Annotated in this window: 18 protein-coding genes; 8 read left to right on the top strand and 10 right to left on the bottom strand. The window is 69.7% G+C overall.

The window, feature by feature from the left end; genetic code table 11:
• Positions 1-20: 20 nt before the first annotated feature.
• The gene (locus tag KMW22_RS00405) at positions 21-2,759 is read right to left on the bottom strand and encodes an AAA family ATPase (RefSeq protein WP_221088048.1); all 2,739 of its coding nucleotides are present in this window, start codon (positions 2,757-2,759) and stop codon (positions 21-23) included.
• Positions 2,760-2,877: 118 nt separating this feature from the next.
• Positions 2,878-4,053: an exonuclease SbcCD subunit D gene (locus KMW22_RS00400; protein WP_221088047.1), complete on the bottom strand. Its 1,176-nt coding sequence runs from the start codon at positions 4,051-4,053 to the stop codon at positions 2,878-2,880.
• A 125-nt stretch (positions 4,054-4,178) separates the two neighbouring features.
• On the opposite strand from KMW22_RS00400, the gene KMW22_RS00395 reads away from it, so the two are divergent.
• Together KMW22_RS00395 and recR are read left to right on the top strand one after the other, a co-directional pair.
• A complete protein-coding gene (locus KMW22_RS00395) occupies positions 4,179-4,469 on the top strand; it encodes a YbaB/EbfC family nucleoid-associated protein (protein WP_221088046.1) in 291 nt (96 codons plus the stop codon).
• A gap of 118 nt (positions 4,470-4,587) precedes the next feature.
• The gene (recR, locus tag KMW22_RS00390; protein WP_221088045.1) at positions 4,588-5,190 is read left to right on the top strand and encodes a recombination mediator RecR; all 603 of its coding nucleotides are present in this window, start codon (positions 4,588-4,590) and stop codon (positions 5,188-5,190) included.
• A 69-nt stretch (positions 5,191-5,259) separates the two neighbouring features.
• Here recR and KMW22_RS00385 read toward each other — a convergent pair whose 3' ends face one another.
• Both KMW22_RS00385 and KMW22_RS00380 read right to left on the bottom strand, forming a co-directional pair.
• Complete coding sequence (locus tag KMW22_RS00385) at positions 5,260-5,958, bottom strand: polysaccharide deacetylase family protein (RefSeq protein ID WP_328774540.1); 699 nt, start codon at positions 5,956-5,958, stop codon at positions 5,260-5,262.
• Positions 5,951-7,171, bottom strand: a complete 1,221-nt coding sequence (locus KMW22_RS00380; protein WP_221088043.1) for an MFS transporter — start codon at positions 7,169-7,171, stop codon at positions 5,951-5,953. Before KMW22_RS00380 ends, KMW22_RS00385 begins: the two co-directional genes overlap by 8 nt.
• Before the next feature lie 38 nt (positions 7,172-7,209).
• On the opposite strand from KMW22_RS00380, the gene KMW22_RS00375 reads away from it, so the two are divergent.
• Entirely contained in the window at positions 7,210-7,884 is a 675-nt protein-coding gene (locus tag KMW22_RS00375; protein ID WP_221088042.1) for a glycosyltransferase, read from the top strand.
• Here KMW22_RS00375 and KMW22_RS00370 read toward each other — a convergent pair.
• Positions 7,844-9,025, bottom strand: coding sequence for a glycosyltransferase (locus tag KMW22_RS00370; RefSeq protein WP_221088041.1), 1,182 nt, complete (start codon positions 9,023-9,025; stop codon positions 7,844-7,846). The two genes, KMW22_RS00375 and KMW22_RS00370, sit on opposite strands and share 41 nt — an antisense overlap.
• Before the next feature lie 287 nt (positions 9,026-9,312).
• Here KMW22_RS00370 and KMW22_RS00365 point away from each other — a divergent pair, with 287 nt between their 5' ends.
• Both KMW22_RS00365 and KMW22_RS00360 read left to right on the top strand, forming a co-directional pair.
• Entirely contained in the window at positions 9,313-10,335 is a 1,023-nt protein-coding gene (locus KMW22_RS00365; RefSeq protein ID WP_235692399.1) for a YkoP family protein, read from the top strand.
• Between the two features lie 134 nt (positions 10,336-10,469).
• Positions 10,470-11,144 (top strand): hypothetical protein, encoded by a 675-nt coding sequence (locus KMW22_RS00360; protein ID WP_221088040.1) that lies wholly within the window; start codon positions 10,470-10,472, stop codon positions 11,142-11,144.
• 69 nt (positions 11,145-11,213) lie between these two features.
• Here the strand turns inward: KMW22_RS00360 and KMW22_RS00355 are convergent, their stop codons facing one another.
• From KMW22_RS00355 to KMW22_RS00345, 3 genes are all read right to left on the bottom strand, one after another.
• Positions 11,214-14,105 (bottom strand): GAF domain-containing sensor histidine kinase, encoded by a 2,892-nt coding sequence (locus tag KMW22_RS00355; protein ID WP_235692435.1) that lies wholly within the window; start codon positions 14,103-14,105, stop codon positions 11,214-11,216.
• Positions 14,106-14,323: 218 nt separating this feature from the next.
• Positions 14,324-15,004 carry a response regulator gene (locus KMW22_RS00350; RefSeq protein WP_221088038.1) on the bottom strand — a complete coding sequence of 227 codons (681 nt, stop codon included), beginning with the start codon at positions 15,002-15,004 and terminating at the stop codon, positions 14,324-14,326.
• A gap of 76 nt (positions 15,005-15,080) precedes the next feature.
• Positions 15,081-16,880, bottom strand: coding sequence for an ABC transporter substrate-binding protein (locus KMW22_RS00345; RefSeq protein ID WP_221088037.1), 1,800 nt, complete (start codon positions 16,878-16,880; stop codon positions 15,081-15,083).
• A gap of 284 nt (positions 16,881-17,164) precedes the next feature.
• Here KMW22_RS00345 and KMW22_RS00340 point away from each other — a divergent pair, with 284 nt between their 5' ends.
• Complete coding sequence (locus KMW22_RS00340; protein ID WP_221088036.1) at positions 17,165-18,073, top strand: Hsp33 family molecular chaperone HslO; 909 nt, start codon at positions 17,165-17,167, stop codon at positions 18,071-18,073.
• Positions 18,074-18,296: 223 nt separating this feature from the next.
• On the opposite strand, the gene KMW22_RS00335 is transcribed toward KMW22_RS00340, so the two are convergent.
• Positions 18,297-19,148 carry a hypothetical protein gene (locus tag KMW22_RS00335; protein ID WP_221088035.1) on the bottom strand — a complete coding sequence of 284 codons (852 nt, stop codon included), beginning with the start codon at positions 19,146-19,148 and terminating at the stop codon, positions 18,297-18,299.
• A 272-nt stretch (positions 19,149-19,420) separates the two neighbouring features.
• Here KMW22_RS00335 and KMW22_RS00330 point away from each other — a divergent pair, with 272 nt between their 5' ends.
• Complete coding sequence (locus KMW22_RS00330) at positions 19,421-19,591, top strand: hypothetical protein (RefSeq protein WP_221088034.1); 171 nt, start codon at positions 19,421-19,423, stop codon at positions 19,589-19,591.
• Entirely contained in the window at positions 19,578-23,033 is a 3,456-nt protein-coding gene (locus KMW22_RS00325; protein ID WP_235692397.1) for an ExeM/NucH family extracellular endonuclease, read from the top strand. Before KMW22_RS00330 ends, KMW22_RS00325 begins: the two co-directional genes overlap by 14 nt.
• 53 nt (positions 23,034-23,086) lie before the next feature.
• On the opposite strand, the gene KMW22_RS00320 is transcribed toward KMW22_RS00325, so the two are convergent.
• Positions 23,087-24,106, bottom strand: coding sequence for a nucleotidyltransferase domain-containing protein (locus KMW22_RS00320; RefSeq protein ID WP_221088033.1), 1,020 nt, complete (start codon positions 24,104-24,106; stop codon positions 23,087-23,089).
• Between the last annotated feature and the right edge of the window lie 11 nt (positions 24,107-24,117).

Here is a 24,117-nt window from a genome sequence, read left to right as displayed (position 1 = left end):
CACCACATACACCCCACGGCCTACAACCCTTCCAGCCTCTGTACGCTGCTGCCGGCCACACTCTTGGTGACGAGCAGGCGGCTGGGCAGGCGCTCAGAGAGGCTCTCGACGTGGGTGACCACGCCCACCATGCGGCCCTGGGTGCGCAGGTTTTCCAGGGCGCCGGCCACCGCTTCCAGGGCCTGGGGATCCAGGGTGCCGAAGCCCTCGTCCAGAAAGAGTGCGCCCAGGACCTTGTTGCCCGCCAGATAGTCACTGAGGGCAATCGCCAGCGATAGGGACGCCAGGAAGGTTTCGCCGCCCGACAGGGTTTTGACGCCGCGCACCTCGCCCGCGTTCCACAGGTCCTGCACCACGTAATCGCCGTCTTGCAGGGCGAGGCGGTAGCGGCCATCGCTGATCTCGTACAGCAGTAGCCCCGCGCGGGTGAGCAGCTGCGCCTCAACCTCGGCCAGCAGGAACTGCTGGAACTCGTTGGCCTTCAGGCTGTTGGTCAGGGTCTGCCACGTGTCGAAGGTTTGCGAGGCCGTCCACGCACGGGCCTCGATCTCGGCCTTGCGCTCCAGGCGCTCGCGCAGGGCGCGTTCCTGCTCGGCCAGCTGCCCGGCGCGCTCGCGGGCCGCACTCAGGGCGGCGTCGGTGGCGATCAGGTCGCGTGCCACCTGGGCTAGCTCGGACGGGTCAAAGGGGGCTGCGCCCAGCTGGCGGTCCAGGTCGGTCAGGGCCACGCGCCCCTGCGCCAGTTGCGCGGCGTGGGTGCGCGCGGCGTCTTCCAGAGCCGCCACCTCGGCCTCGGGCAGGGCGGCGGCGCGGGCCTGGGCGGCGTCCAGGCCCAGGCTGGTCAGGGCGTCTTCCAGGGCGGCGCGGGCCTCCTCGGCTTCCTGGGCGCGGCGCTGGGCCCCGGCCTGCAGGCCGCGCAGGGTGGCGGCAGCCGCGCTGGCTTCGGCCTGGGCCCGGCCCAGTTCGGCCTGGGCGCGCTGCAGCGCCGTGCGAATGCTGGCGATGTCCTGTAGCGTCTGCTGCCGGGCACGGGCTGGGTCGGGGCCCGCCGCGCGCACCCGGGCGGCCAGGCCGGCCAGCAGGCGCCCGGCCTGGGTCTGCGGGTCGCCGCTCACCAGGGCTTCGGCGGCGCGCAGGTCGGTTTCGCGGGCGGCAATCTGCTCCTCCCAGTCGCGCAGGGTGGCGGCCCGGGCTTCGGTAGCGCGGCGCAGGGCCCCCAGTTCCAGCCCAATTTCCTTGTAGCGCAGCCGCCGCCCGTCCAGGGCCGCCCGGCGGGCCGCCACGTCCCGTTCCAGGGCGCCCAGATCCGGCACCTCGCCCGCAGGCAGCACCTGGACCGGCTGCTCGCACAGCGGGCAGGGCTCGCCCAGGTGTAGGTGGGCGCGGTAGGCGGCCACCCCGGCGGCCACCTGCGTTTCCTTCAGCAAGGCCTCGGCGCGGTCCAGATCGGCCTTGGCGGCCTTGCCCTCACGCTCCACCCGGCCCTGCTCGGCCTCCAGCTGCCCCATCTGGGCCTGCTCGGTGCGCTGGCGTTCCTGATCGGCCTGCCACGCGGCGCGCTGGGCTTCAATCTGCACGCGCTCCTGACGGTTCTTGTCGGCGCGCTGGGCGCCCTCGCGGGCAGTCAGGAAGGCGTCTTCATCCCAGGGCAGCGGCTGGGGGTGGGTGGTCTGGGGGGTGCCCCCGGCGCGGCGCAGGCGGGCGGCGTCGCCCTCGGCCTCGCGCAGGGTGTCGGCACGGGCCTCGAGTTCGGGAATGCGCGCCTCCTGGGCCTGGGCAGCGGCCAGGGCCTGCTGGGCGGCCTGCTCGGTCTGCTGTGCCCGGCGCAGCGCCTGTTCGGCGAGGTGGCTTTCGCGCCCCTCGCGCTCGGCGGCGATCCGGGCGCGCTCAGCGGCGTCCAGCAGCGGCAGCACCCCGGCCACCCGGCGGGCCTGCTCGGCGCGCCGGGCCCCGGCCTGCACGGTGGCGGCGCGCGCTTCCAGGGCCGTGAGGCGCCGGGCCGCCTCTTCCCGCGCCTTCCAGACGCGTTCCTGCTCGCGCAGGCGGGTCTGGGCCACCTGCAGTCTCTCGCGCTCGTCGGTCAGGCGCTCGGCACTCGACTGCACGTCCTCGCGCTCGGCGCGCAGGGCGGCGGCGGCTTCGGGGGTTACGCCCTCGTATTCGCCGGCCAGCACAGCGTTCAGACTCTGGGCCTCGTGCTTCAGTTCCTTGGCCCGGTCCGAGGCCACGCGCTGCATGGCGGCCACATGATCCAGCCCGGTCAGTTCGCCCAGCAGGGTCTGGCGCTCCTTGCCGGTGCCGTGCAGCACCCGCGAGAACTCGCCCTGCGGCAGCATCACGCTGCGCACGAAGGTCTTGAAATCCAGCCCCACCACCCGGCGAATGCGCTCGCTGATGCCCTTGGCGCCGCCGTCCGAGAGGTTGGTCCAGCGGCCGTCCTCGTCCAGGCGCTCAAAGCGGACCTCGTTTTCGGCCTGCTTGCGCCCCTTGGTGCGCGAGGCACGGTAGGTCTGCCCCCCCACCTCAAAGGTCAGGCTGACCGACAGCCCGCGCTCGCCCTGCGCGATCAGCGCGTCCAGCCCCGAGGCCCCCAGGCGCGCCGTCTGGCCGTACAGCGCAAAGGTCATGGCGTCCAGCAGGCTGCTTTTGCCGCTGCCCGTGGGCCCCACCAGCGCGAAGAGGTCCAGGTCGCCAAAGTCCAGCGCCGTGAACTGCCGGAAGGCCGTGAAGCCCTGCAATTCGAGTTTTAGTGGCCGCATGGGTGGCCCTCCGGGGTGCAGATGGCCCATGGCCTCAGGCAGATGGCCATCCCTCGCCCAGCCCAGACCTGCGGTGTGCCATTTGCCATCCGCCATCTGCCATGTGCCATGTGCACCCTCACGCCTCCTCCTGCCGCGCCCATTCATCGGCCTGCTGGAACGCGGCGCGCAGGTCGCCCGGCAGTTCGCCCCGGCGCTCACGGTGGTAGCGCTCGTAGAGGTCCAGCAGGCTCAGGCCCTCGCGCTTCAGGTCCGGGGTGGCGAGGTCTTCCTGCTGGGCGTCAAGTTCCACCGCCAGAGCCGTGGGGGCCAGACGCAGCACGCGGTCTTTCAGGCCCGGCAGGGCGGTGCCGGCGGGCGCGCGCACCACCACCTTCAGCAGGCCGGTAAAGCCCTGTTCGCGCGCCAGCCGGGCCTCCACCTGCTCCAGGTCCACCCGGACAGTACGCAGTTCGCGGCCACTGGCCAGGGGAATGGTGTGCAGGCGGGCCGGGCGCCCCGGCTCGACCTCCACGAGGTTCACGCCCTTCTTCTCGCCGCCCTCGCCAAAATCCAGCTGAATTACGCTGCCAGGGTAGGCAGCCATGGGCGAATCGCTGACCTGCTGCGGCTTGTGGACGTGCCCCAGCGCCACATATTGCGCGCCGGGCGGCAGTTGCAGCCCGGAGAGCGTGTAGGCGTTGGTCAGGTCAAACTGCAACGTTCGCTCTGAGCCGCTGGGCACCGCGCCGTCCATGGTGGCGTGGGCCATCAGCATGTTCACAGCCCCGGGCCGGAAACCCTCGCCCAGGCGGCGCAGAAAAAAGCCCATGCCCTCGCGGTACTTCTGGCGCCACATGCCGGTGTCGCCGCCCATCAGGTCGGCGGCCTTGACCAGGCGCCGCTCTGAGAGGTGGGGCAGGGCGCCCACCACCAGCGTCTCGCCCGCCCTGGTCTGCACGGTGCGTACCATCTCGGCGGCGTTGGTGCTGGGCTGCGCGACCACCTGCACGCCCACCCAGCCCAGCAATCCGGTGACGGACTGCAACCTCGCGGCGCTGTCGTGGTTGCCCGCAATGACCACGCTGGGAATCCCCGCGTCGCGCAGGCGCAGAAAGAAGTCGAACACCGCGTGCTCGGCATCGGCAGATGGATTGGCGGTGTCGAACAGGTCGCCCGCCACCAGCACGGCGTCGGCGCGCTCGGTGCGGGCCAACGCGGCGATTTCCGTGAGGGCTTCGTGCACTTCCGGGGTGCGGTCAAAGCCGCGCAGCGAACGGCCCGCATGGAAATCAGCGGTATGAAGTACGCGCATCACAGAAAAAATAGCATGAGGGGCTATGGGGGCAGAACGGCGCCGGTGACCCCGGCGGTGGCGCGAATCTCTTTCCATACCCGCTGGCACCTTCTGCGCGGCCCAGGCCCGGTAAACTGCAAGGCATGGACATGAAGAAGCTGATGAAACAGATGCAGCAGGCCCAGGCCGCTGCCGCCAAGATTCAGGACGACCTCGCCGCCAAATCTGTGGAAGGCACCGCCAGTGGCCTGGTGACGGTCACCATGAACGGCCACGGCAAGGTGACGGCCCTGAAGATCAAACCCGAAGCGGTGGACGCGGACGATGTGGAGGCCCTGGAAGACCTACTTCTGGTGGCCCTGCAGGACGCCAGCGCCAAGGCCGACGCCCTGCAGCAAGACGCCACGCGCGGCCTGGGCATCCCCGGCTTCTGATGCGGGCGTTTTCCGCGTTCACCCCGCAGCGGGTGAAGCCATGCACGCTGGGCGTGGGGCCACGGGCCATGGGCCATGAGCCATCGGCCATCTCTCCTTTGCCCCAGGCGGCGCAGCCATGAAATATCCGCCCTCGCTGGTGGCCCTGATCCGCGAACTCTCGCGGCTGCCGGGCATTGGCCCCAAGAGCGCGCAGCGGCTGGCCTTTTACCTGTTCGAGCAACCCCGCGAGGACATTGAGCGGCTGTCGCGGGCGCTGCTGGAGGCCAAGCGCGACCTGCACACCTGCCCCATCTGCTTTAACATCACCGACGCGGACAAGTGCGACGTGTGCAGCGACCCCACGCGCGACCAGAGCACCATCTGCGTGGTCGAAGAACCCGGCGACGTGATCGCCATTGAGCGCAGCGGCGAATACCGGGGCCTCTACCACGTGCTCCACGGGGTCCTGAGCCCCATGAACGGCGTGGGCCCCGACCGCCTGCACATCAAGCCCCTGCTGCCGCGCGTGCAGGAAGGCCACGAGGTCATCCTGGCCACCGGCACCACCGTGGAAGGCGACGCCACCGCCCTGTACCTGCAGCGGCTGCTTGAGCCCCTGGGCGCGGTCGTCAGCCGCATCGCCTACGGCCTGCCGGTGGGCGGCGCGCTGGAATACGCCGATGAGGTGACCCTGGGCCGCGCGCTGGCCGGCCGCACCCGCGTCAGCAAATCCGGGTAAAGCAAACATTTTCGGAGGCCGTCCCCATTCAGTGGGGACGGTCTCTTCTTGTGTCTATGAGCGTTGCCCTTAGCCGCCGTAGCTGGCCCTCAAGCGTTGCCAGCCGGCCCGCCAGCCGATGCGCCGGGGGGGCAATTCGTGCAGCGGAACGGCGCTCAGACTACGTTCGTGCAGACCGACGAGTAAGCCGTCCAGCAGGGCTGGTGTCACCGCTGGGCCGTCGTGCAGCAGAACCACGCTGCCGGGCTGCACGCGGGCCAGGGTCTGCCGGGCCAGGCCACTGGCGTCGGCGGCGGTCCAGTCGCGGCCCTCCACGTCCCAGAGGGCCACCTGCCGCCCGGCGGCGCGGGCCAGAAGCCGGGTCCAGGGACTGTGGCCGCCGTAGGGGGGGCGGTACAGCAGTGGCCCTGTCTGCCCTGGGCGGGGATGCCAGCGCACCTGGGCCCACTCCTGCCAGGGGGGCAACAGCAGGGCGTGGCGGTGCCAGCGGCCGTGGGCTTCCAGGCGGTGCCCGGCGGCCTCCAGGGCCGCCAGCTCTGCCGGAAAGGCCGCGCACGCCGGGGCAGTGACGAAGAAGGTGGCCTGCACCCCGTGCCGCGCCAGCACCGCCAGCAGTTCCGGGGTGCGGGGGCTGGGGCCGTCGTCGAAGGTCAGGGCCACGCGGGGCCGGGCAGGGTCCCCGGCCCCCAGGGCGCCCCAGCCCGCCGCGCGGCCCCACAGTTCGCCCAGCAGCGGCAGCAGCAGGAGCGGCAGCCAGCGCCTAGCCACGCGCCTCCTGAAACACCCGGCGGAACACCACATACCCGGCCGAGGTGAGGCCAGCCAGCACGGCGCCCAGCACAAAGGGGCCCGGCACCCCCGCCTTGGCCAGGGCGAGGCCTCCCAGCAGCGGTCCCAGGGCGGTGCCGGCGTTCTCCACGGTCATCAGCACGCCCCAGGCGGCGGGGCGCTGGGCCACCGGCAGCACGCGCGCCACCAGCGCGGCCCAGGCGGGCGACAGGAAGGCGTAGCCCAGCCCCGCCACTACCGCCAGCACATACAGCAGCCACGGTGCAGGCGTCAGGGCAAAGCCCGCAAAGGCGAGGCTGACGAGGCCGTAGCCGATCATCACCCCGGCGCGGGCGCGGCCCTGGTCGCGGTCAGCAAAGCGGCCAGTGAGCGGCATCGCGCCGTAGGCCACCGCCCCGCCCAGGCCCAGCATCGCCACGAGGCTCCAGTAAGACAGGCTCAGGCCGTCTTCGGCAATGCGGAAAAGCCACGGGCCCAGCAGGGTCATGCTGAGGGTCTGCATGAAGGCGGCGGGCAGCAGCGGCAGCAGCGCGCCCATCACGGAGCGGGCCGGGCGGCCTTCAGAGGGATCGGTGTCGGGGGCCGGCGGCAGCACCCGGCGCAGCGGCAGCAGCAGCGTCAGCGCCACCGAAAGCAGCAGCAGGCCCAGGCCCAGCCACAGGGCAAACAGGTCGCCGCGCCCGGCCAGCGCCCCGAACACCAGAAAGCCCACCCCGGACAGCGGCAGGATGCCGTTGGCCACCAGCGCCAGCGCCCGGCCCTGGTACCCCTCGCGGGCGGCGTCGGCGGTGAGGTTCATGGCCACCGGCCACATCACCGAAAAACCCGCCCCGTGCACGGCCGAGGCCAGCAGAAACAGCCACACGCTGGGGGGAGCCAGCAGCATCAGGCTCAGGGCCAGGGCGCTCAGGGCGGCGCCGCCCAGGGCCACCGGGCGCAGGCCCACGCGGCCCACCAGCGCGCCCGCCGGGCCGCGCATCGCGGTGTCAGTCAGAAAGTGGGCGGTCCAGGCGCCCGCAGCAGCTGTGACGGGTAGGCCGAACTGGGTGTCAATCACCTGGGTCAGGTAGGCGCCGTACAGACCGCTGCGCACGAATTCGGCGCAGGCCAGGGCCGCCGCTGCCACCCCCACCGGAGCCAGGCCCTCGGCGCGCAGGGGCAGGCGCTCGCGCCGGGCAGGCCGGGGGGTCACAGCCCGCTCCCCGGCAAATGGTCTGCTAGGTTGTGGCCGTGCCCGCGTTTACCGTCGTGATTCCGGCCCGCAACGAGGCGAACTACCTGCCCCAGACCCTGCGGGCCCTGGACCGACAGACGCGCGCCCCGGCCGCCGTGCTGGTGGTAGACAACGGCAGCACCGACGACACCGTGGCCCTGGCCCGCGCCTGGGGCGCCGAGGTGCTGCGCTGCACCGAGAAGGGCGTGGCCCGCGCCCGGCAACTGGGCCTGGAAGCTGCGCAGACCGCGTGGGTCGCCACCACCGACGCCGATTCGCTGCCCGCCCCCGAGTGGCTGGAGCGCCTGGACGCCGCCGCCGCCGGGCGCGTGGCCCTGTACGGCCCCATGCGCTTTTCGGGCGTGGCGCCGCACTGGTCGGGCCTCTCGCAGGCGGCCTACAGCACCTTTTTGCACGGGGCGCGGCTGCTGGGGCGCCCCAATCTGGCCGGCGCCAACATGGCCTACTCGCGCGAAGCCGCCCTGCTGGCCGGCGGCTACCCGGATGTGGAAGCCTACGAGGACGTCATTCTGGGGCAGGCGCTGGCGCGCCTGGGCGAGGTGGCCTACGTACGCGGCGCGCTGGTGGAAACCAGCCCGCGCCGCCTGGACCGGGGCGTGGTGCCGTTCTTGTGGCAGCACCTGCGCAACATCAGCGGTCATACACGAGGCTATTTCGGGGATGACCGCTAGCCCCCTCGGGAAAAGGAATTTCCAGTGGACGGCCCAGCACCTGCTGGTACACCTCCAGCACCTGCGCGGCCACCCCGGCCGGGGTGGTGGAAGCCCCAAAGGTGCGCGCCCCCGCTGAGAGTCGCGCCCACAGCGCGGGCTCATCCAGAACCTGGCGGGCGTACTGAATCAGGGCGTTCACATCGGCCGGGCGCACCAGATAGCCGCTGCGTTCGTGCGCCACACCGCTGAGGGTGCCGCGCGCCCCCACCGCCACCACCGGCACGCCCATCAGCTGGGCTTCCTGCAGCACCAGCCCCTGGGTTTCGGTGTCGCTGGCGAACAGGAAGAGTTCCGCGAGGCGGTAGTACGCCCCGATCTCGGTCCAGGGGCGCACGCCCAGGAAGGTCACCCGGTCGGCAATGCCCAGGCGCGCGGCGTGGGCCTCCAGGTGGGCGCGCTCGGGGCCCTCGCCCAGCACCACGAGGTGCGTGTCGGGCAAGGCGGCCACCGTGTCCAGCACGTGGTCAAAGCGCTTTTCGCGGGCCAGGCGGCCCACGCTAAGCAGCCGGCGCTTGCCGTCGGGCCAGGGGTTCTCGATGGCCGGCGCGGCGCGCAGCACGCGCGGGTCAATGGAGGTGGGAATCACCACGGGGCGGCGCACCCGCATGGCGCGCAGCACGTCCAGCATGCCCGCCGTGGGGGTGATCACGGCGTCGGCGCGGCCGTAGAGCAGGCTCATGGCCTTGGTGATCACGCCGGTGTGGCGCTGCAGGGCGGTGGCGCCGGGCACGTAGTGGGTGTAGGCCTCAATGTGCGTGTGGTAGGTCGCCACATGCGGCACGTTCCACTTGCGGGCCAACCGGGCGCCCGCCAGGCCCAGGGTCAGGGGCGTGTGGGTGTGCACCACGTCGTACTTCTGGGTGAAGTCCTTGCGTGTGGGCCACGCGAGGCGGTAGGTGGGCAGGAACATATAGCGCACCGAATCCACCCGCACCACGTCGGCGCGGCTGTCCACGTGTTCGGGGAAGTCGGGGGCCACCACATCCACGTGGTGCCCCTGGGCGCGCAGCTCGTCACTCAGGAGCCCCACGCTGGTCACGATGCCGTTCTGATCCGGCAGGAACGTGTCCGTAAACAGCCCGATCCGCAGCGGCTTCATGCGCGCTCCAGGGCACGGCGACCGTGAAAGTTTAAGGATTCCTGAAGCATCACTAGACAGGAGCATACGACGCCAGAGATGAGAGTGGGGCCAGAAATGAGGCCCTTTGCCCCGATCACCCTATGCACCAAGTGGGGGAAGAGGCAGCGCGCCTTGACGCCCCCTTCACCGCCAGAACGCTTCTGAGACAGCGGGCTTGAGCGCCACCAGAGGCCAATGGAGCGGCCCTCCGCTGCGCCGCGCGGCTCACCTGGGCCTGGGGTCGGGGGTGCTTTAAAGTAACGGCCATGAGCCCCTCCCCTCCTCTGTGGTTGCGCGCCGCCCTGCATGCAGGCCTGGGCGGCGCGTGGCACGGCGGGCACCCCGGCGATCCCCGGGTGGGGCTGGCCGTGCCCGTCCCCAGCGTCCCGGCGCTGCGCGCGGCGCGGCAGACCCTGGCGGCGGCGGGAGGACGCGCCACCCTGCTGGTGCCCCCGGCCCTGGCCCGGCAGGCCCCGGAAGAAGTGCGCGCCGCCCAGACCGAGGGCCACGAGGTGGGCGGCCTGGGCGACCCGGCCGGAGTCAGTGCGCTGGAGGTGGCAGCGGCGCACCCGGTAACCACCTGGGCCACCCCGGCTACTCTGGGGGCCCTGCAGCAGCTGGGGGCCCGGCACCTGCGCGCCCTCCCCCCCGGCCCAGCCCAGCCGGCCCCCGGCGCCCTGCTGAGCGTGGCACCAGAGCAGCTGGCGGCCACACTGGCAATGCTGAAGGCCAGTGGCTATCAACCGGTGCCGGTGGGGGCCGTGCCCGAGCTGCGCCCCGGCCAGTCCAGCGACCTGTGGCCGCGCGTGTATGCCCGGCTGGTGGAGGACCGTTTTGCCCGCCAGCACCGCGTGATAGACCTGACGACGCGCGCCGATGGGGTCATGCGGGTGGCGCCACTGGACCACGCGCCGGCTCCTCTGCCACTGCCCCGCCACACCCCCACCGCCGAACTACATGTGCATTCGCCCCGGCTGGTGGGCCTGACCTCCCGCAGCGCCCTGGTGGCCTACCGCGCCTACCGCCGCAGCCTGAAAGACGTGGCCCAGGCGCTGCAGGAGCGGCCCGAACTGCAGGCGGCCCAGGCAGTCTTTGCGGTGACGCTGTTTCATGCCCCGCTGGCCCAGGCTGGCTTTGAGCTGCTGGATCTGCCCCCCGCCCGCGCCCGCTGGTACGGCCTGGGCTTTCGCCTGCTGCGCCGGGCCTACGGCACCCACCGCGCTCCCAGTGAGGGCGTGCCAAAGATGGCGTGGCTGAGCCGGGAAGCGTTCCTGCGGCTGAATGGGTGAGGAACGCCCCGAGCACAAGGACGTAGGCTCTCGGCGCGGCACGTCCGTGTTCATCCTGTGCGCCGTGACTTTGCACCATGCTTAACTCAACTATGCGCACGTTTCCACACTCTTTGAGACCCATCCTCCGGCTCTTGGAATTGCTAGGTCTCTTCTTCGTGCTCATTACCCTCGTGCGCTATGGTCCCCAACTTCTTCAAGGTTCTTTGCCAGCGCTGGACGCCATTATTCATTTGATCGTCCTGACTCTTTACTGCTTCTCCCTTATGGCCTTCCGCCAGTGGCTCATCGCCGTTCAACAGCAGCAACCAGAGCAGCTCGTTGCGGCGGAACGAGCGGTTCAGCGAACTTGGCGGTGGCAACCCTGGCTCATCTTGCCTGGGTTTTTAAGCCCCATCTGGTTTCGACCAGAACAGTCAGGGTTGCCCTCTGCCTCCAGTCAATCCTGGGCCGCTCTTTTGCCTGTGCTGTTGATTTTTACAGTTTATTTCTTCTTTACCCAGGCTGTTCGAAACTGGGTTCATGCCAGCACAGAGTATTTTCTGACGAAAACCAACGCTCTTCCTGATACCGACCAGCGGCGACTCATGATCTGGCTGTTCTGGGGCAAATGGGCTAGTGTCGTGGTCATGCTGAGTGTGACCACAGGTCTGATCACCCAGGCACTCCAAGGAAAGTCGGACGAGTGGCTTTATCAGGGCATTGACCTGGTGACTATCACGCTCACCGCCAGCTTGATGTCTATAGCCCGTCGGCTTGCGCAGTCTTTGCCAACCAGGAGCGTTGAGGGAGGGGCGCCGGTGGTTTAGCCGCCTCACGAAGCGGCCCCGTTCACAGATGACGTAGAAAGCACGCTGTTGGCTGCCCCTCCCCCGCCCTTAGCCCGGCAGCGTAAACACCAGCGTGGTGCCCGCGCCGGGGCTGCTCTCCACTTCCAGGGTGCCGCCTGTCAGGGTCACGCGCTCGCGCAGGCCGATCAAGCCCAGGTGGCCGGCCTCAGCGCGCTGCTGGGCCTGATCGGGGGTAAAGCCCTGGCCGTCGTCGGTAATGGCGAGGCGCACATGGGCGGCGTCAAAGGCCACGCGGATGGCGGCCGTGGAGGCGCGGGCGTGTTTGTCCACGTTGTTCAGGGCTTCTTGGGCCAGCCGGAACAGGGTGAGTTCGGTGGCTGGGTTCAGGCGCCGCTCCTGGCCGCTGACCTCCAGGCGCGTCAGGGTGGAGGCGGCCGAGGCCAGCCATTCTAGCGCGGGCAGCAGGCCCAGGTCGTCCAGCACGCTGGGGCGCAGGTTGCGGGCAAAGCGGCGCACGCCGTCAATGGCGGCGTTCAGGTCCTCCTGAATGTCGTTGGCGCGCTCACGCTGCTCGCCGCTGAGATCGCGCGCCAGCCGGGCCACGCGGCGGGTGGTGGCAGTGAGCACCTGCGCGGTGTCGTCGTGCAGCTCGCGGCTGATCCGCCGGCGCTCTTCCTCCTGCGCTTGGGTGAACAGGGTCAGGAAGGCGCGCATCTCCACCGTGCGGCTGGCGGCGGCTTCCAGGGCCTGCCCCCGGCGCGCAATCTCGTCAGCCAGGGTCTGCAGTTCCGAGAGGTCGCGGCTGACGGTCAGCACGCCCCGGCCCCCGTCCACCGGGCTCAGGCGCACCTCCAGGCGGTAGGGCCCCACCTGAATATCCGCGCGGCTGCCCGACTGGGTGCGCGCAAGGTGCCACGCGGCGCCCAGGGCGCCCCGGGTCTCGGGCGTGGGCAGGCTCAGCAGGTCGGCGCCGTCCAGCGGCCCGGTCAGGGGTTCCAGCAGCGCCCGCGCCGCCGGGTTGGCATAGGTGACCACGCCCCGGTCGTCGGTAGAGATAATCAGGTCGTGGGCGCCCTCGGCCAGCTGGCGGTAGCGCGCTTCCTCGCGCGCCAGCGCCGAGAGCAGCCGCTCGCGGGTGAGCGTCTGGGCAATCTGATCGGCAATGCTGCGCGAGAGATGCAGCAGGTGCTCGCCGGGCGGGGCGGTGCCCGGATCGTCCAGGTACAGGAAGCCCAGCAGCGGCGGCCCCGGGGGTTCGTGATCGGCACTGGGGGCCCGCTCCGGGCCCTGCAGCGGCACGATCAGGGCGCTGCCCGCCACCGGCAGGGTGTGGCGGCGGGTCAGGGCGCGCGGGCCCCGGCCCAGTTGCGCGGCCAGGGCCTGCAGGTCCGCGCGGGAAGGCACATGCAGGTTGTAGGTGGCGCAGCGCGAGAATTCGCCGTGTTCGTCGGTCAGGGCGATCAGGCCCCGGGCAGCGTTCAGGGCGTGGGTGACCAGCCGCGCCGTGTCACCCAGGGCCGCGTCGCTCTGGTTCTCGCCCAGCACCCGCGCCACGCTCAGCAGGGCCGCCGCCTCGTTCTCGCGGCGCAGCTCTTCTTCGTACAGCCGGGCGTTCTCGATGGCCAGCCCCGCCTGCGAGGCGAACACCGCCGCCAGCGCCAGATCGTCGCCGTCCAGCGGCAGCGCCGCCTCCCAGTACAGGGTCAGCGCCCCAAACACGCCCGCGCGGGTGATCAGGGGCAGGCTCAGCACGCCCCGGTAGGGGTAGCGCCCGGCGGCCAGCAGTTGCCGGGTGTAGCGGCTGCTGCCGCCGTAGTGCTCGGTGTTCAGGTCGCGCGCGGCCACCGGGGCGCACTCGGCAATGGCGCGGCCGGTCACGCCCACGCCCACCTTGGCGCGCACCCGCAGCATGTACTCGCTGGGCAGCCCCAGCGCCGAGCGGATGTTCACGGTGCGGCCGTCCGGCTGCCGTTCGTACACGGCCGCCGCGTCGGCGCGGAACAGGGTGACCGCCCGTTCCAGCACCCGCTCCAGGGTGTCCGAGAGGTGCAGGCTGCCGGCCAGAGCCTCACCAGCCTCGCGCAGCGCCTCGGCGGCCTCGCGCTTGCGGGTTTCGATGCCGTACAGCCGGGCGTTGTCAATGGCCAGCGAGGCCTGTTCGGCCAGGGCCAGCACCAGCCGGGCGTCGTCCTCGCTGGCGCTGGCGCCGGGGGCATTGGTGTCCACGTACAGCAGCCCCAGCGCCTGCCCCCGTGCCGAGAGGGGCGCGATGACCGCTGCGCCCGGGTTCAGTTCGGCCAGCCCCCGCGCCAGGGGGGTGCCCGCGTCACGGCCCCGCTCGAAGCGGATAGCCTCGCCCCGGCGCACCAGCGTTTCGAAGGTGACGGGCCCCACGCCAATGCCGCCGCTGAACGGTTCGGCAAAGCCGTGGGTGAACACCTCGCCGGTGCGCGCCCCGCCCTCGCGCAGTTCGCTGAACAGGGCCACGAACGCGCGGTGAAAGCCCAGGGCCAGCGCCGCGCTCTGGGCGGTCACGGTGAGCACCTCGGCCAGATTCAGGCTGCCGCCCAGGCGGCGCATCAGCCCTTCCACGGTTTCGGCAATGCGGCCGTGGCCGCGCCGGGCTTCTCTGGCCTGCACGCCTTCCACGGCCAGGGCCAGCAGCGGCGCGGCGCACAGCAGCGCCCGCACGCCCCCCGGCGCGGCCCCCACGAATTCCAGCACCCCGCAGCCAAAGGGCAGGGCGCACAGCATGCCGGCTTCCTGCAGCACGCCCAGGGTCAGGGCGTCTTGCACCAGTGCCGGGTCACCCAGACCCAGGCCGCGCCCGTCCTCGGCCACCGCCACGGGGGCGCCGTCCACCACGATCCACACCCGCACGCCGTGCGCATGCGCGAGGCGGCAGGCGTACCCCGCCAGCACCTCGCCAAACTGCCCCAGGCTGGTCGCGGCCGACAGGCCAGGAGGAAAGGGGGGCAGCACAAAGGCCCCCTCCGGGCCCGGCACACTGCCCCCCCGCGTCTCCCCGTGGGTCCCTGCGCCCGCCGACCACTCTGTCATCCGGCCGCCCGCCCCTGCTCTGGCCGGGCCCACCCAGCCCAGGCCCTGCGCTGGGCACCGCCGGCACCCCTATCCACCGCCACCAGGGGCGCCCTACAGGGTTTTTTCCACACCCCACACCCCACGTCCTCCACCCCCTACAGGCTTTTGGGATCAATCCAGCCGCGCTTGATGCCGTACAGCACCGCTTCGGTGCGGCTGCCCACGCCCAGCTTGGAAAAGATGTTGGCGAGGTGCACCTGCACCGTGCGCGGGCTGATGTCCAGGTCGCGCGCAATCTCCTTGTTGGTACGCCCGGTGGCGGCCACGCGCAGCACCTCCAGTTCGCGCGGCGAGAGGTCGTCCTCGGGGGGCGTGGGCGTGGTGTGGGTGGAAAAGCGTTCCAGCACTTTCCGGGCCACACTGGGGTGCAGCGCGCTCTCGCCGGCCGCCACCGCCCGCACCGCGCCCAGCAGGTCATCCTCCGAGGCGTTTTTCAGCAGGTAGCCGGCCGCGCCCGCTTCCAGCAGGGCGAACACGTAGGCGTCGTCGTCGTAGCTGGTGAGCACCAGCACGCCCACCCCCGGCTGAATCGCCTTGATGGCCTTGGTAGCGTCAATGCCGTTCATGCCCGGCATGGACACGTCCATCAGGATCACGTCGGGGGTGAGTTCGCGGGCGCGGGCAATGGCTTCCTCGCCGCTGCCGGCCTCGCCCACCACGCGCAGATCGCTTTCACTTTCCAGCAGTTCGCGCGTGCCCTTGCGCACCACGGGGTGATCGTCCACCAGCAGCAGCGTGATGGGGCGGCCCGGGGTGTCCAGCGTGTGTTCCAGCATGCGCGCAGCATAGCCCGCGCGCCGCCTTCTGCTGCGGGGGCAGCGAGGCGGCGCGCGGGCGCGGGAGGCGTGCGGCTTAGCTCTTGCTGAGCTTGCGCCAGAGGGTCCCGGTGACAAACGACGTCATGGGGTTGAAAGTCTCGGCGCTCACGCCCTGCAGGGTGTTGCGGTGCACCACGAAAGCGGGGTTGCTGGGCAGCACGATGTACAGCGCCAGTTCCTGGGCGCGGCGGGCAACCTGCGCGTACAGCTCGTCGCGGCGGGCCGCGTCAGTGGTGGCACGCGCCTCGTTGATCCAGGTGTCAATCTGCTCGTCGCGCGCACCGATACGCGGGTTGTAATAGCCCTCCGACGAATAGAAGGTGTGCACGAAGTTATCCGGGTCGGCGTAATCCGGCGCCCAGGCCGTGGTGATCATGGGCTCGGTGCCGGCGTTGCCCGCCTTGATCAGCTCGCTCCATTCCTTGGCCACAATCGTCACCTTGAACTTGGGGTTCAGGGCTTCAATGTTCTTCTTCAGCAGTTCCATCGCCGTTTTGGCGGTCTCGCTGCCCGCCCGGTACGAGATATTCACCGCAAAGCCGTTCTCCCACACCTGGCCGCCCCAGGCGCGCTGGAACGCCGCCTTGGCAATCTCCGGGTCAAACTTGGCCGCCTCCACCGAAGAATCGTAGCCAGGGAAGGTCTCAGGCAGCAGGAAGTTGCGTGCCTCGCCCTTGCCCAGCTGCACCTGCTCAATGTAGGTGGGCAGGTCAAAGGCCGCCACAAAGCCCCGGCGCACGTCCACATCGCTGAAGAAGTTGGCCGGAATGCCCTGGCCGTCCAGCTTGCCACTGCCCAGCGCCTTGCCCTTGATGTTCTGGTTCATGCTCAGGGCCGAGGCGGTGGTGTCGGGCAGGTCGTCTACCACCACCACGCCGTCTTTGCCTTCCAGCTGCGCCTTGATGATGGCGCGCCCGCCCGTCTCGATCAGGTCAGCGTCGCCCTTCAGGAAAGCCTGAACGCGGGGGGCCAGTTCCGCGACCTGCTGCAGCACCACATTCTTGATCTGGGGTTTCTCGCCCCAGTAGTCCTCAAAGGCCGTGGCGGTGACCGAGGTGGCCGACTTCTCCAGGAGCTTGTAAGCGCCCGTGCCGCTGGGCTTCTGGGCCAGCGGGCTGTTCGTCAGGTCGGTGCCCACCGCTTTCTGCCAGGTGGCCTCGGTGCCGTCCCACTCACCCAGTTCGGCGGCGTACTTGCTGTCCACGATGCTCTGGCCCACATAGGCCAGCTTGGACAGGAACGCGGGGTCGGTCTTGGGCAGGGTGAACACCAGCGTCTCGCCGTCGCACTTCACGGCGTCCGCAATGCGCTGCCAGGTGATGCTCTTGTCGTCGTTGGCGTTGGCGTTCGTGCCCAGCAGGGACTCGGCGATAAACCAGTTGCCGCTGTCGGCGTGGTTGGTGACCAGGTTGCGGCGGAAGCTGTACTCCGCATCGGCACAGGTCATGGTGTTACCAGAGTGGAACTTCACGCCTTCGCGCAGGGTAAAGCGGTACTCGCGCCCGCCTTCGCCCTCTTCCCAGGCGGTGGCCAGCAGCGGCTCCAGTTCATCCAGGCTGTTGCCCTTGTAGGTCAGCAGGGTCTCGTACAGGTTCTCGACCACCTGGCCGCTGCCGGTGTCATAGGTGGCGCCGGGGTCCAGGGTGGGCACGTCTGAAGCCTGCTGCACCACCAGCGTTTCCTGCTGGCCAGTGGTGGCCGTAGCGCCGTTACTTTGTGTGGTGGTCTGCGTGTTGCTTTGCGTGGTGCGTTGCGTCTCGCCCTTGTTGCTGCAGGCAGCCAGGGTCAGGGCCAGGGTGGCCAGCGCCAGGGCGCTGAGGGGGGTGCGGTTCATGGACTCTCCTTCAGGGACCGTGGGCCAGCTCCGCCCAGGTCTATTCGGTGGAATGAGGCGCCGCCGCGCCCGCTCCGGGCCCAGCGGCGTGACTTCTCATGGTAGGAAACGCGGGTGAGAGGTTTTCCTGGCCGGGCTCAAGGAAATGGCAAGAAATGTTACTGCCCGGGTTCTCAACTGACTGGCCTTCTGCTGGGTTGTCTTCTCACCGTTCCAGGCCCCATGCCACCCGAATGAAAGAGGCTGCACACCCCGCCCTCCAGCACGCGGGTAAGGTAGGCCCCATGACGCTCACTCTGCCTGATTCCTACATCCTGCGCGGCACGGCGGCGGGCGGCACGCTGCGGCTGGTCGGCATGGAGTCTTCCCGCATTGTGGAAGACGCCCGGCTGCGCCACGGCCTGAGCAAAACCGCCACTGCCGCCCTGGGCCGCACGCTGACGGCCAGCGCCCTGCTGGCGGTGGTGCTGGGCAAGCGCACCGACAGCCGGGTGAACCTGCGCATTGAAGGCGACGGCCCGGTGGGCTGGGTGGTGGCCGAGGGCAGCGCCGATGGCCGCGTGCGCGGTTACGTGCGCCACCCCGACGCCGACCTGCCGCTGCGCGAGAGTGACGGCAAGCTGGACGTGCGCGGCATCGTGGGCCAGGAGGGTGAGATTGCCGTCACCCGCCTCCTGGACAACGGCGAGCCCTACACCGGCAGCGCCCACCTGGTCAGCGGCGAGATTGCCGAGGACGTCAGCACCTACCTGGGGGTATCCGAACAGATTCCGAACGCGGTGCTGCTGGGCGTGTACGAGGAAGGCGGGGGCGTGGCCCACGCGGGTGGGCTGCTGGTACAGGCCATGCCCGGGGTCAGCGACGAAACGCTGGGGCGCCTGGAAGCGAACATCCGCGCCATGGGCCAGCTGACCGACCACCTGCGCCGGGGGGGCCTGCTGGCCGCCCTGGAACGCGCCGCCGAGGGCCTGGACCTGCAGCTGGCCACCGAGGCCCAGCCTGCGCGTTTTGAATGCCGCTGCTCCCGGCATCGGGCCCAGGACAGCCTGAAGTTCTTCAGCGCCGCCGAACGCCAAGAGATGATTGAAGCGGGCGGCCAGGAAATTGTGTGCCACTGGTGCAGCGAGCGCTACCAGATCACCCCGGCCGAGATTGAGGCGCTGGACCAGGGCGGGGCCCACGCGCTGGCGTGAGGCCAGCTGAGGTGGACTCAAGCGCTGATCGCGGGGCCATCCCAAGGCTGCGCCCAGGATGGCCCCGCCCTGAAAACGGGCCAGCGCGGCGTGAAGGGCGGCGGACCCTGTAGACCAGCGCTGTAGAGTTGAGGGGCACAAGGCGTGCTCGTACTGTTGCGCGCTTGCTTTGACAGATGTCTGGCCCATGTTGACCTCTGGAGACAGGGGCGGGGCCTGCTGTTCACCGTTCCAGCTCAGGGGTACCTACCACCTCGGCCACCACCGCCGGCACCTCATCGCGGGTGACCCGGCGCCAGGTCACCCCCTGGGCCAACCGGGCCACCGCCTGCGCCGCCTGGGTGCGCCCCAGGGCGGTCAGGGGCACGCCGCTGGATTCCCACAGCAGCCGCACCCGCTCGGGCAGCGGCACCTCGGCGGGCCCGGGGGCACCCAGCACCAGCACCGCGCGCAGGGGGGCCGGCGGCGCGGCGTCGAGCGCCAGGAGGGCCTTGCCCCGGGGATCGCGCGGCGCGGCGTCAAATTCGGGCAACAGGGCTGGGGCGAAGCGCTCCACACTGTCCCGGTAAGCGCGCAGGGTGCGGTCCAGGCCGGCGGCCTGCCCCTGCGGACCCACCCAGGCGCGGTCCTCGGCCAGGACCGCCCAGCCCTCTGCGCGCAGGCGCAGCGCCGCCGTGCTTTTGCCTGCGCCGCTGACGCCCAGCACGGCGGCGGCCCCCGCAGGCCCGGCCACCAGCGCGGCGTGCAGGGGCAGCCAGCCGCCGCTGCGGTGCGCCTCGGTCAGGGCCAGGGCCCAGGTGTCTCGCGCTGCACCCGGCGCCGCCTGCAGCTGCACCTCAGCGGCAGCGACCTGGCCACGCAGATGCCCATCCAGCCAGAAGGTGTTGCCTTGGGTCACCACAGCAGCCTCGCGGTCCATCAGGGGAATGGCCTGGGCAGCTGCGCCGGCAGGCCAGTCGCCCGGTCCCGCTGTCAGCACGAAGCGGCGCTGGGGGGCCGCCCAGCTGGCCGGGGTTTGCCAGTCCGTCTGCAGCGCCGCCTGCACCTGAGGCGGCAACCCATGGAGTTCTGTCAAGGCGTTCAGGCTATTCCAGAGGGTGGTTGGCCGGCTCACGGACACGGCTCCCCGTTCAGCCTCTCTGCAGCCCATTCAATGGCGCCGTACTTGGTCATCGTTTTCTCCTGCATGTTGTGAGCTCTCTGGCACACTACGCCCCCCCGCCCCCCCCTAAGCCCAAAGGGGGGCGTCTCAACATCTGCTGACATCTTTGCCATATATTCGCGCTCGTCTCATTTTCAAGACAATCTCACTCGACAGATCCTACGCAAGCAGGTCAAGGAGTTTTCGTGCAGTACGACGCCCCTGAGCAGCAGCAGCGGCCCCTCGCCGCGCCGTCCTACACCGCGCCCCGTCTCACGCCGCTGGGTCCCTGGCAGGCTGTGACCCTGGTGGGTTCGGTGGGCTTCAACGGCATGCCCGGTATGCCGTTCCCCGGAGGTGAAGATGAAGTCCGTTAATGCCCTGATGCTGGTCGGGCTGCTGGCCCTGAGTGCCTGCAGCGCCCCCACCACCGTGACGCCACCGGCCGCGCCCGTGGCGACCACGCCGGCCAAACCCAACCCCGCCAAGACCTTCGGCCTGTACGAACTGCGCGTCAACGGCCTGAGCACCCAGGGCGACGCCAGCGTGAACCGGGTGGGCCTGAGCGCCCAGGCCGCCGAGGTGCCCTTCGACCAGCTGAGCTTTGCCCGCGTCAGCATGAGCAATCTGGTGGACAACGTGAACCGCGTGGTGCACATGACCGCCAGCTTCCAGGTGACCAACAACACGGGGGGCACCATCACGCTGCCCACGTTCATTCCCGTGGACACCGACGGCAGCTACGCCACCGACGGCCAGACGCCCTTTCGCAATGTCAAGACCCGCACCGGCGCGCCGGTGAGTGCTGGTGGCATGGCCGTGGAGCAGGGGCACACCAACAGCGGCGGCCCGATTGTGGCGGACCCTGCGGCCACGCCCTTTCTGACGAACATTGACAGCGGCGGCGTGACCATCAGCGTGCCGGCTGGCAGCACCGCCCCCAACGTGGGCCACCGGGGCTGGCAGAGCGCGGCGGCCCTGGCCCCCGGCGCCTCGCAGATCGTGACCTTTGGCGCGCGCGTGCCGCTGCAGGGCACCGACATCGGTGACAACGATCCGTTCAGCTTCAGCCTCGTGTTCTCGGTGGCGGACAACCCCGGCACCGTGGCGGGCCTACGCGGCATTCATGAGGTGCAGGGCAACACGGCCAGCGGGGATGCGGCCAGCCCCCTGAGTGGCACGCAGCTCATTGAAGGCGTAGTCACCCAAGTGGCCACCGGCCTGCAGGGCTTCTTCGTGCAGGAAGAAGCGATTGACACCGACGGCATTCCCACCACCAGCGAAGGGGTGTTCGTGTTCTGCGGCACCACTTGTCCCACCGGCCTGGTGGCTGGTGACCGTGTGCGCGTGAGCGGCACCGTGAGCGAGTTCCGGCGCAGCTACAGCTACAACGACCGCGACGCCAACAACAACCCAATCGTCACTGTGGTCAATGCGCCCTTCACCACCACGCAGCTCACCAGCCCTACAGTGACCGTTCTGGGTAATGGCGTGCCGCAGCCCGAGGCCATCAGCATTGCGCCCAACCTGCCTGTGGCTCAGCGTGAGCGCTTCGAAGGCATGCGTGTGAGCACCTCAGGCGTGGTCACCAGTAACTTCACGCTGGGCCGCTTCAACAGTGTGGACCTCGCCCAGACGCGCATTGCCAACTTTACCCAGGTCAATGCGCCAGACGTCAACGCGTATAGCGCCTTTACCGCCACTCTGCCCGACCAGATGCTTCGCGTGGACGATCTCACGCTGGCCCAGAACCCCGATCCGCTCTTCGGCCGTAACGGCCAGCCCCTCAGCGCCAGCAACACCCTGCGCGGTGGTGACACCGGCACAGCCACCGGCGTGCTGCACTACGACCACGACGGCTTTGGCAACCGTAGCGGCAGCAACTTCCTGTACCGCATCATGTCGCAGAGCGCGACGTTCACCGGCACCAACCCGCGTACAGCGGCCCCAGACCCGGTGGGTGGCGATCTGCGCGTGGGCAGCATGAACGTGCTGAACTACTTCACCACACTGGTCAACAGCAACACCGGCTGCACCCCCAACGGCGCGGGCTCCAGCTCCCGTGGCGCCGAGAACTGCGATGAGTTCCTGCGGCAGCAGAACAAGATTGTGAAGGCCATCACGGGCCTGAACCCCGATGTGCTGGGCATTCTGGAAATGCAGAATGACTTTGATAAGGGGGCCAACAGCTCCATGGCTGCGCTCGTGAATGCGCTGAACGCTGAAGCGGGCGCTGGAACCTACGCCTACATCAACCCAGCGCGCAAGATCGGCACCGATGTGATCAGCGTCGCGATGATCTACAAACCGGCTGCCGTGGACCCGGTGGGCAACCTGGCCATTCTGGACAACACGGTGGACCCTACCTATGTGGACACCTGCAATCGCCCCACCTGGGCCCAGACCTTCCAGAGCAAGGCCAACGGTGGGCGCTTCACGGCTGTCATGATGCACCTGAAGAGCAAGGGCAGTGCCTGCAGCACCACCAACGATAGCGACCCGGGAGACGGGCAGGGCGCGGGGTACATCGCGCGGCGCGACGCCGCCACAGCGATTGTCAACTGGCTGGCCACCAACCCCACTGGCGTGCAGGAAGACGACCGTATCCTGATGGGCGATTACAACGCTTACGCGCAGGAACAGCCCCTGACCATCCTGGCGAATGGCGGTTACAGCAATCTGTTCAGTGCCAGCACCTACTCCTATCAGTTTGACAGCCAGTGGGGCAGCTTGGACCAGGCCACTGCCTCGCCCAGCATGGCAACCCAGGTGACTGGCCGGACCAAGTGGCACATCAACGCCGACGAACCCACGGTGTTGGACTACAACACCAACTTCAAGTCGCCGGGGCAGGTCACCTCTTATTTCAGTGCTGACCCTTTCCGCAGCAGTGACCACGACCCCATCCTGGTGGGTGTGAGCATGACGGCTCAGACCCCCCTGCCTGCAACCCCTCAGGGCTCGAGCATCAGTGTGAACCCGACCGGCGGGATGAATCTCACGGTTGGCACCAGCAACACCACCACCGTGGGCGTGGGCCGTAGCAACTACAGCGGTAACGTCGTCCTGAGCATTGACAGCGTGACGGGCAGCGGCACTGCCCCTACAGTCACTGTCACCAGCCAGCCCGGCGCCGGCACCAGCGGCACTCTGAGCGTAAATGCGGCGAACGCCACCGCAGGCACCTACACCGTGACCGTGCGCGGCGCCGGCAGTGGCGTTACGGACGCTACAGCGACGTTCACAGTGACGGTGACCGCGCCTGCCAACCCCAACGCGCGACTGCGTATCAGCCAGGTCTATCCCGGCGGCGGGGCCAACAGCGGCACCCCGGCCTATAAGAACGACTACGTGGAGATCTTCAATGCTGGCAGCCAAGCTGTCGCCCTCAGCGGCTACAGCCTGCAGTACTTTTCCGCCGCCAACACCACCACAAGTAACACCTTTACCTTGAGCGGCACGCTCAATCCAGGCCAGTACTACCTGATCAAAACGGGGAGCAACGGGAGCCTTGGCGCCGATCTCAACGGAGCCGACCTCACGACCTCAAACCTCAGCATGAGCGGCACGGCTGGCAAGATTGCGTTGGTTCAGGGAACGGCGGCTGTTTCCTCAACCTCCTCAAGCATTGCCGACGCGGTGGCCTGGGGCACGGCAACGAACACTTCAGAAGGCGTGTACGCCACGGCCCCCTCAGGGGCTCAGGCACTGTTCCGACTCCAGAACGGTTGTCAGGACACGAACAACAATGCCAATGACCTGACGGTCCAGGCCACGGCGCCGCGCAACAGCGCCAGCCCGACGGTGACCTGTCCCTAAACCCAAACCCTCTTCTTAAGATTTTGTCGCCCCCTTCCCCGGGGGCGGTTTTTTTATCCCAACTCGCCCAGCCAGCGGTGCCCCGGCTGGGTTTCCCCCAGCGCCCAGCGCAGCCACGCTCTCCCCTCCTCAGCCAGCGTGGGCGCCACCCGCCGAAAGTTGGCCTCATCCTTGCCCCGGGAATCGCGGTCAGCGGCGCCCGCCTTGAACAGAAGCACCGCTTCGGGGGCCAGATACGGCAGCCCCTCGGGGCTCAGGCGCCGGGCGCGGGACAGGGGCAGTGTGAGATGGGGGGCGCGGCGGTAGCGCCACAGGTCACCGCTCAGGTCACTCAGTAGCACGTCCAGCATCTGCACGCCGCGCAGCGCCGGGTGGCGGGCATGCAGCTGGTGCAGCGGCGCCTCCAGGGGGCCGGTGTACGGCTGGTACGCCCCGGCCACCGGCACGTCCAGCCGCCAGCCGGCCAGCAGCGCGGGCAGCTGCGCCTGCGCGGCGCGGTCCACGGCCACGTCCAGGTCGTCATGGGGACGGGTCACCCGGCCCAGGTGCAGGTCCAGCGCGGTGCCAGCGGCGAACAGCCAGGGCCCGTCCAAGGGCCGGAAGAGCTCAGCCACCTGCTGGGCAGGCGTGAACCCCACCGTCCGGGCGTGGTGGGCCAGGGCCGCCGGGGCCAGCGCTTCGTCAGCGGCCTGGCGACCCTGGCAGAGAAAAACGTCGCGGTAGGTCTGGACCGCCCCCGCGTCGGCCAGCAGCAGGTCGCGCAGGGCGGCCTGCGCCGCCCGCCAGCCCGAGCCGTGGTCACACAGCACCAGTCGCCAGCCGCCCGGATGGGTCCACTCGCCGGGGGCCTGCGCGGGCACATACCCCAGGGCACGCAGCCCCTGCACCTGCGCCAGCGTGGGCGCTTCGGGCAGCAGGTCCAGGTGCAGTTCGGGTGGGTCGAGATCGGCCAGGGCGGGCACGCTGCCCGGGCCGCCGGGCGCCAGGGCGAACACGCCGTCCGGGCGGCCCCGCGCCAGGAAATCACCCAGCGCCGCTTTCAGGGCGTGTTCAGCGGCCGGGAATCCAGGCATGAAGGAGGGAA

Source organism: Deinococcus aquaedulcis, from assembly GCF_019693445.1.
In the GTDB taxonomy this organism is placed as follows: domain Bacteria; phylum Deinococcota; class Deinococci; order Deinococcales; family Deinococcaceae; genus Deinococcus; species Deinococcus aquaedulcis.
This window is presented reverse-complemented; position numbering and strand designations above follow the sequence as displayed.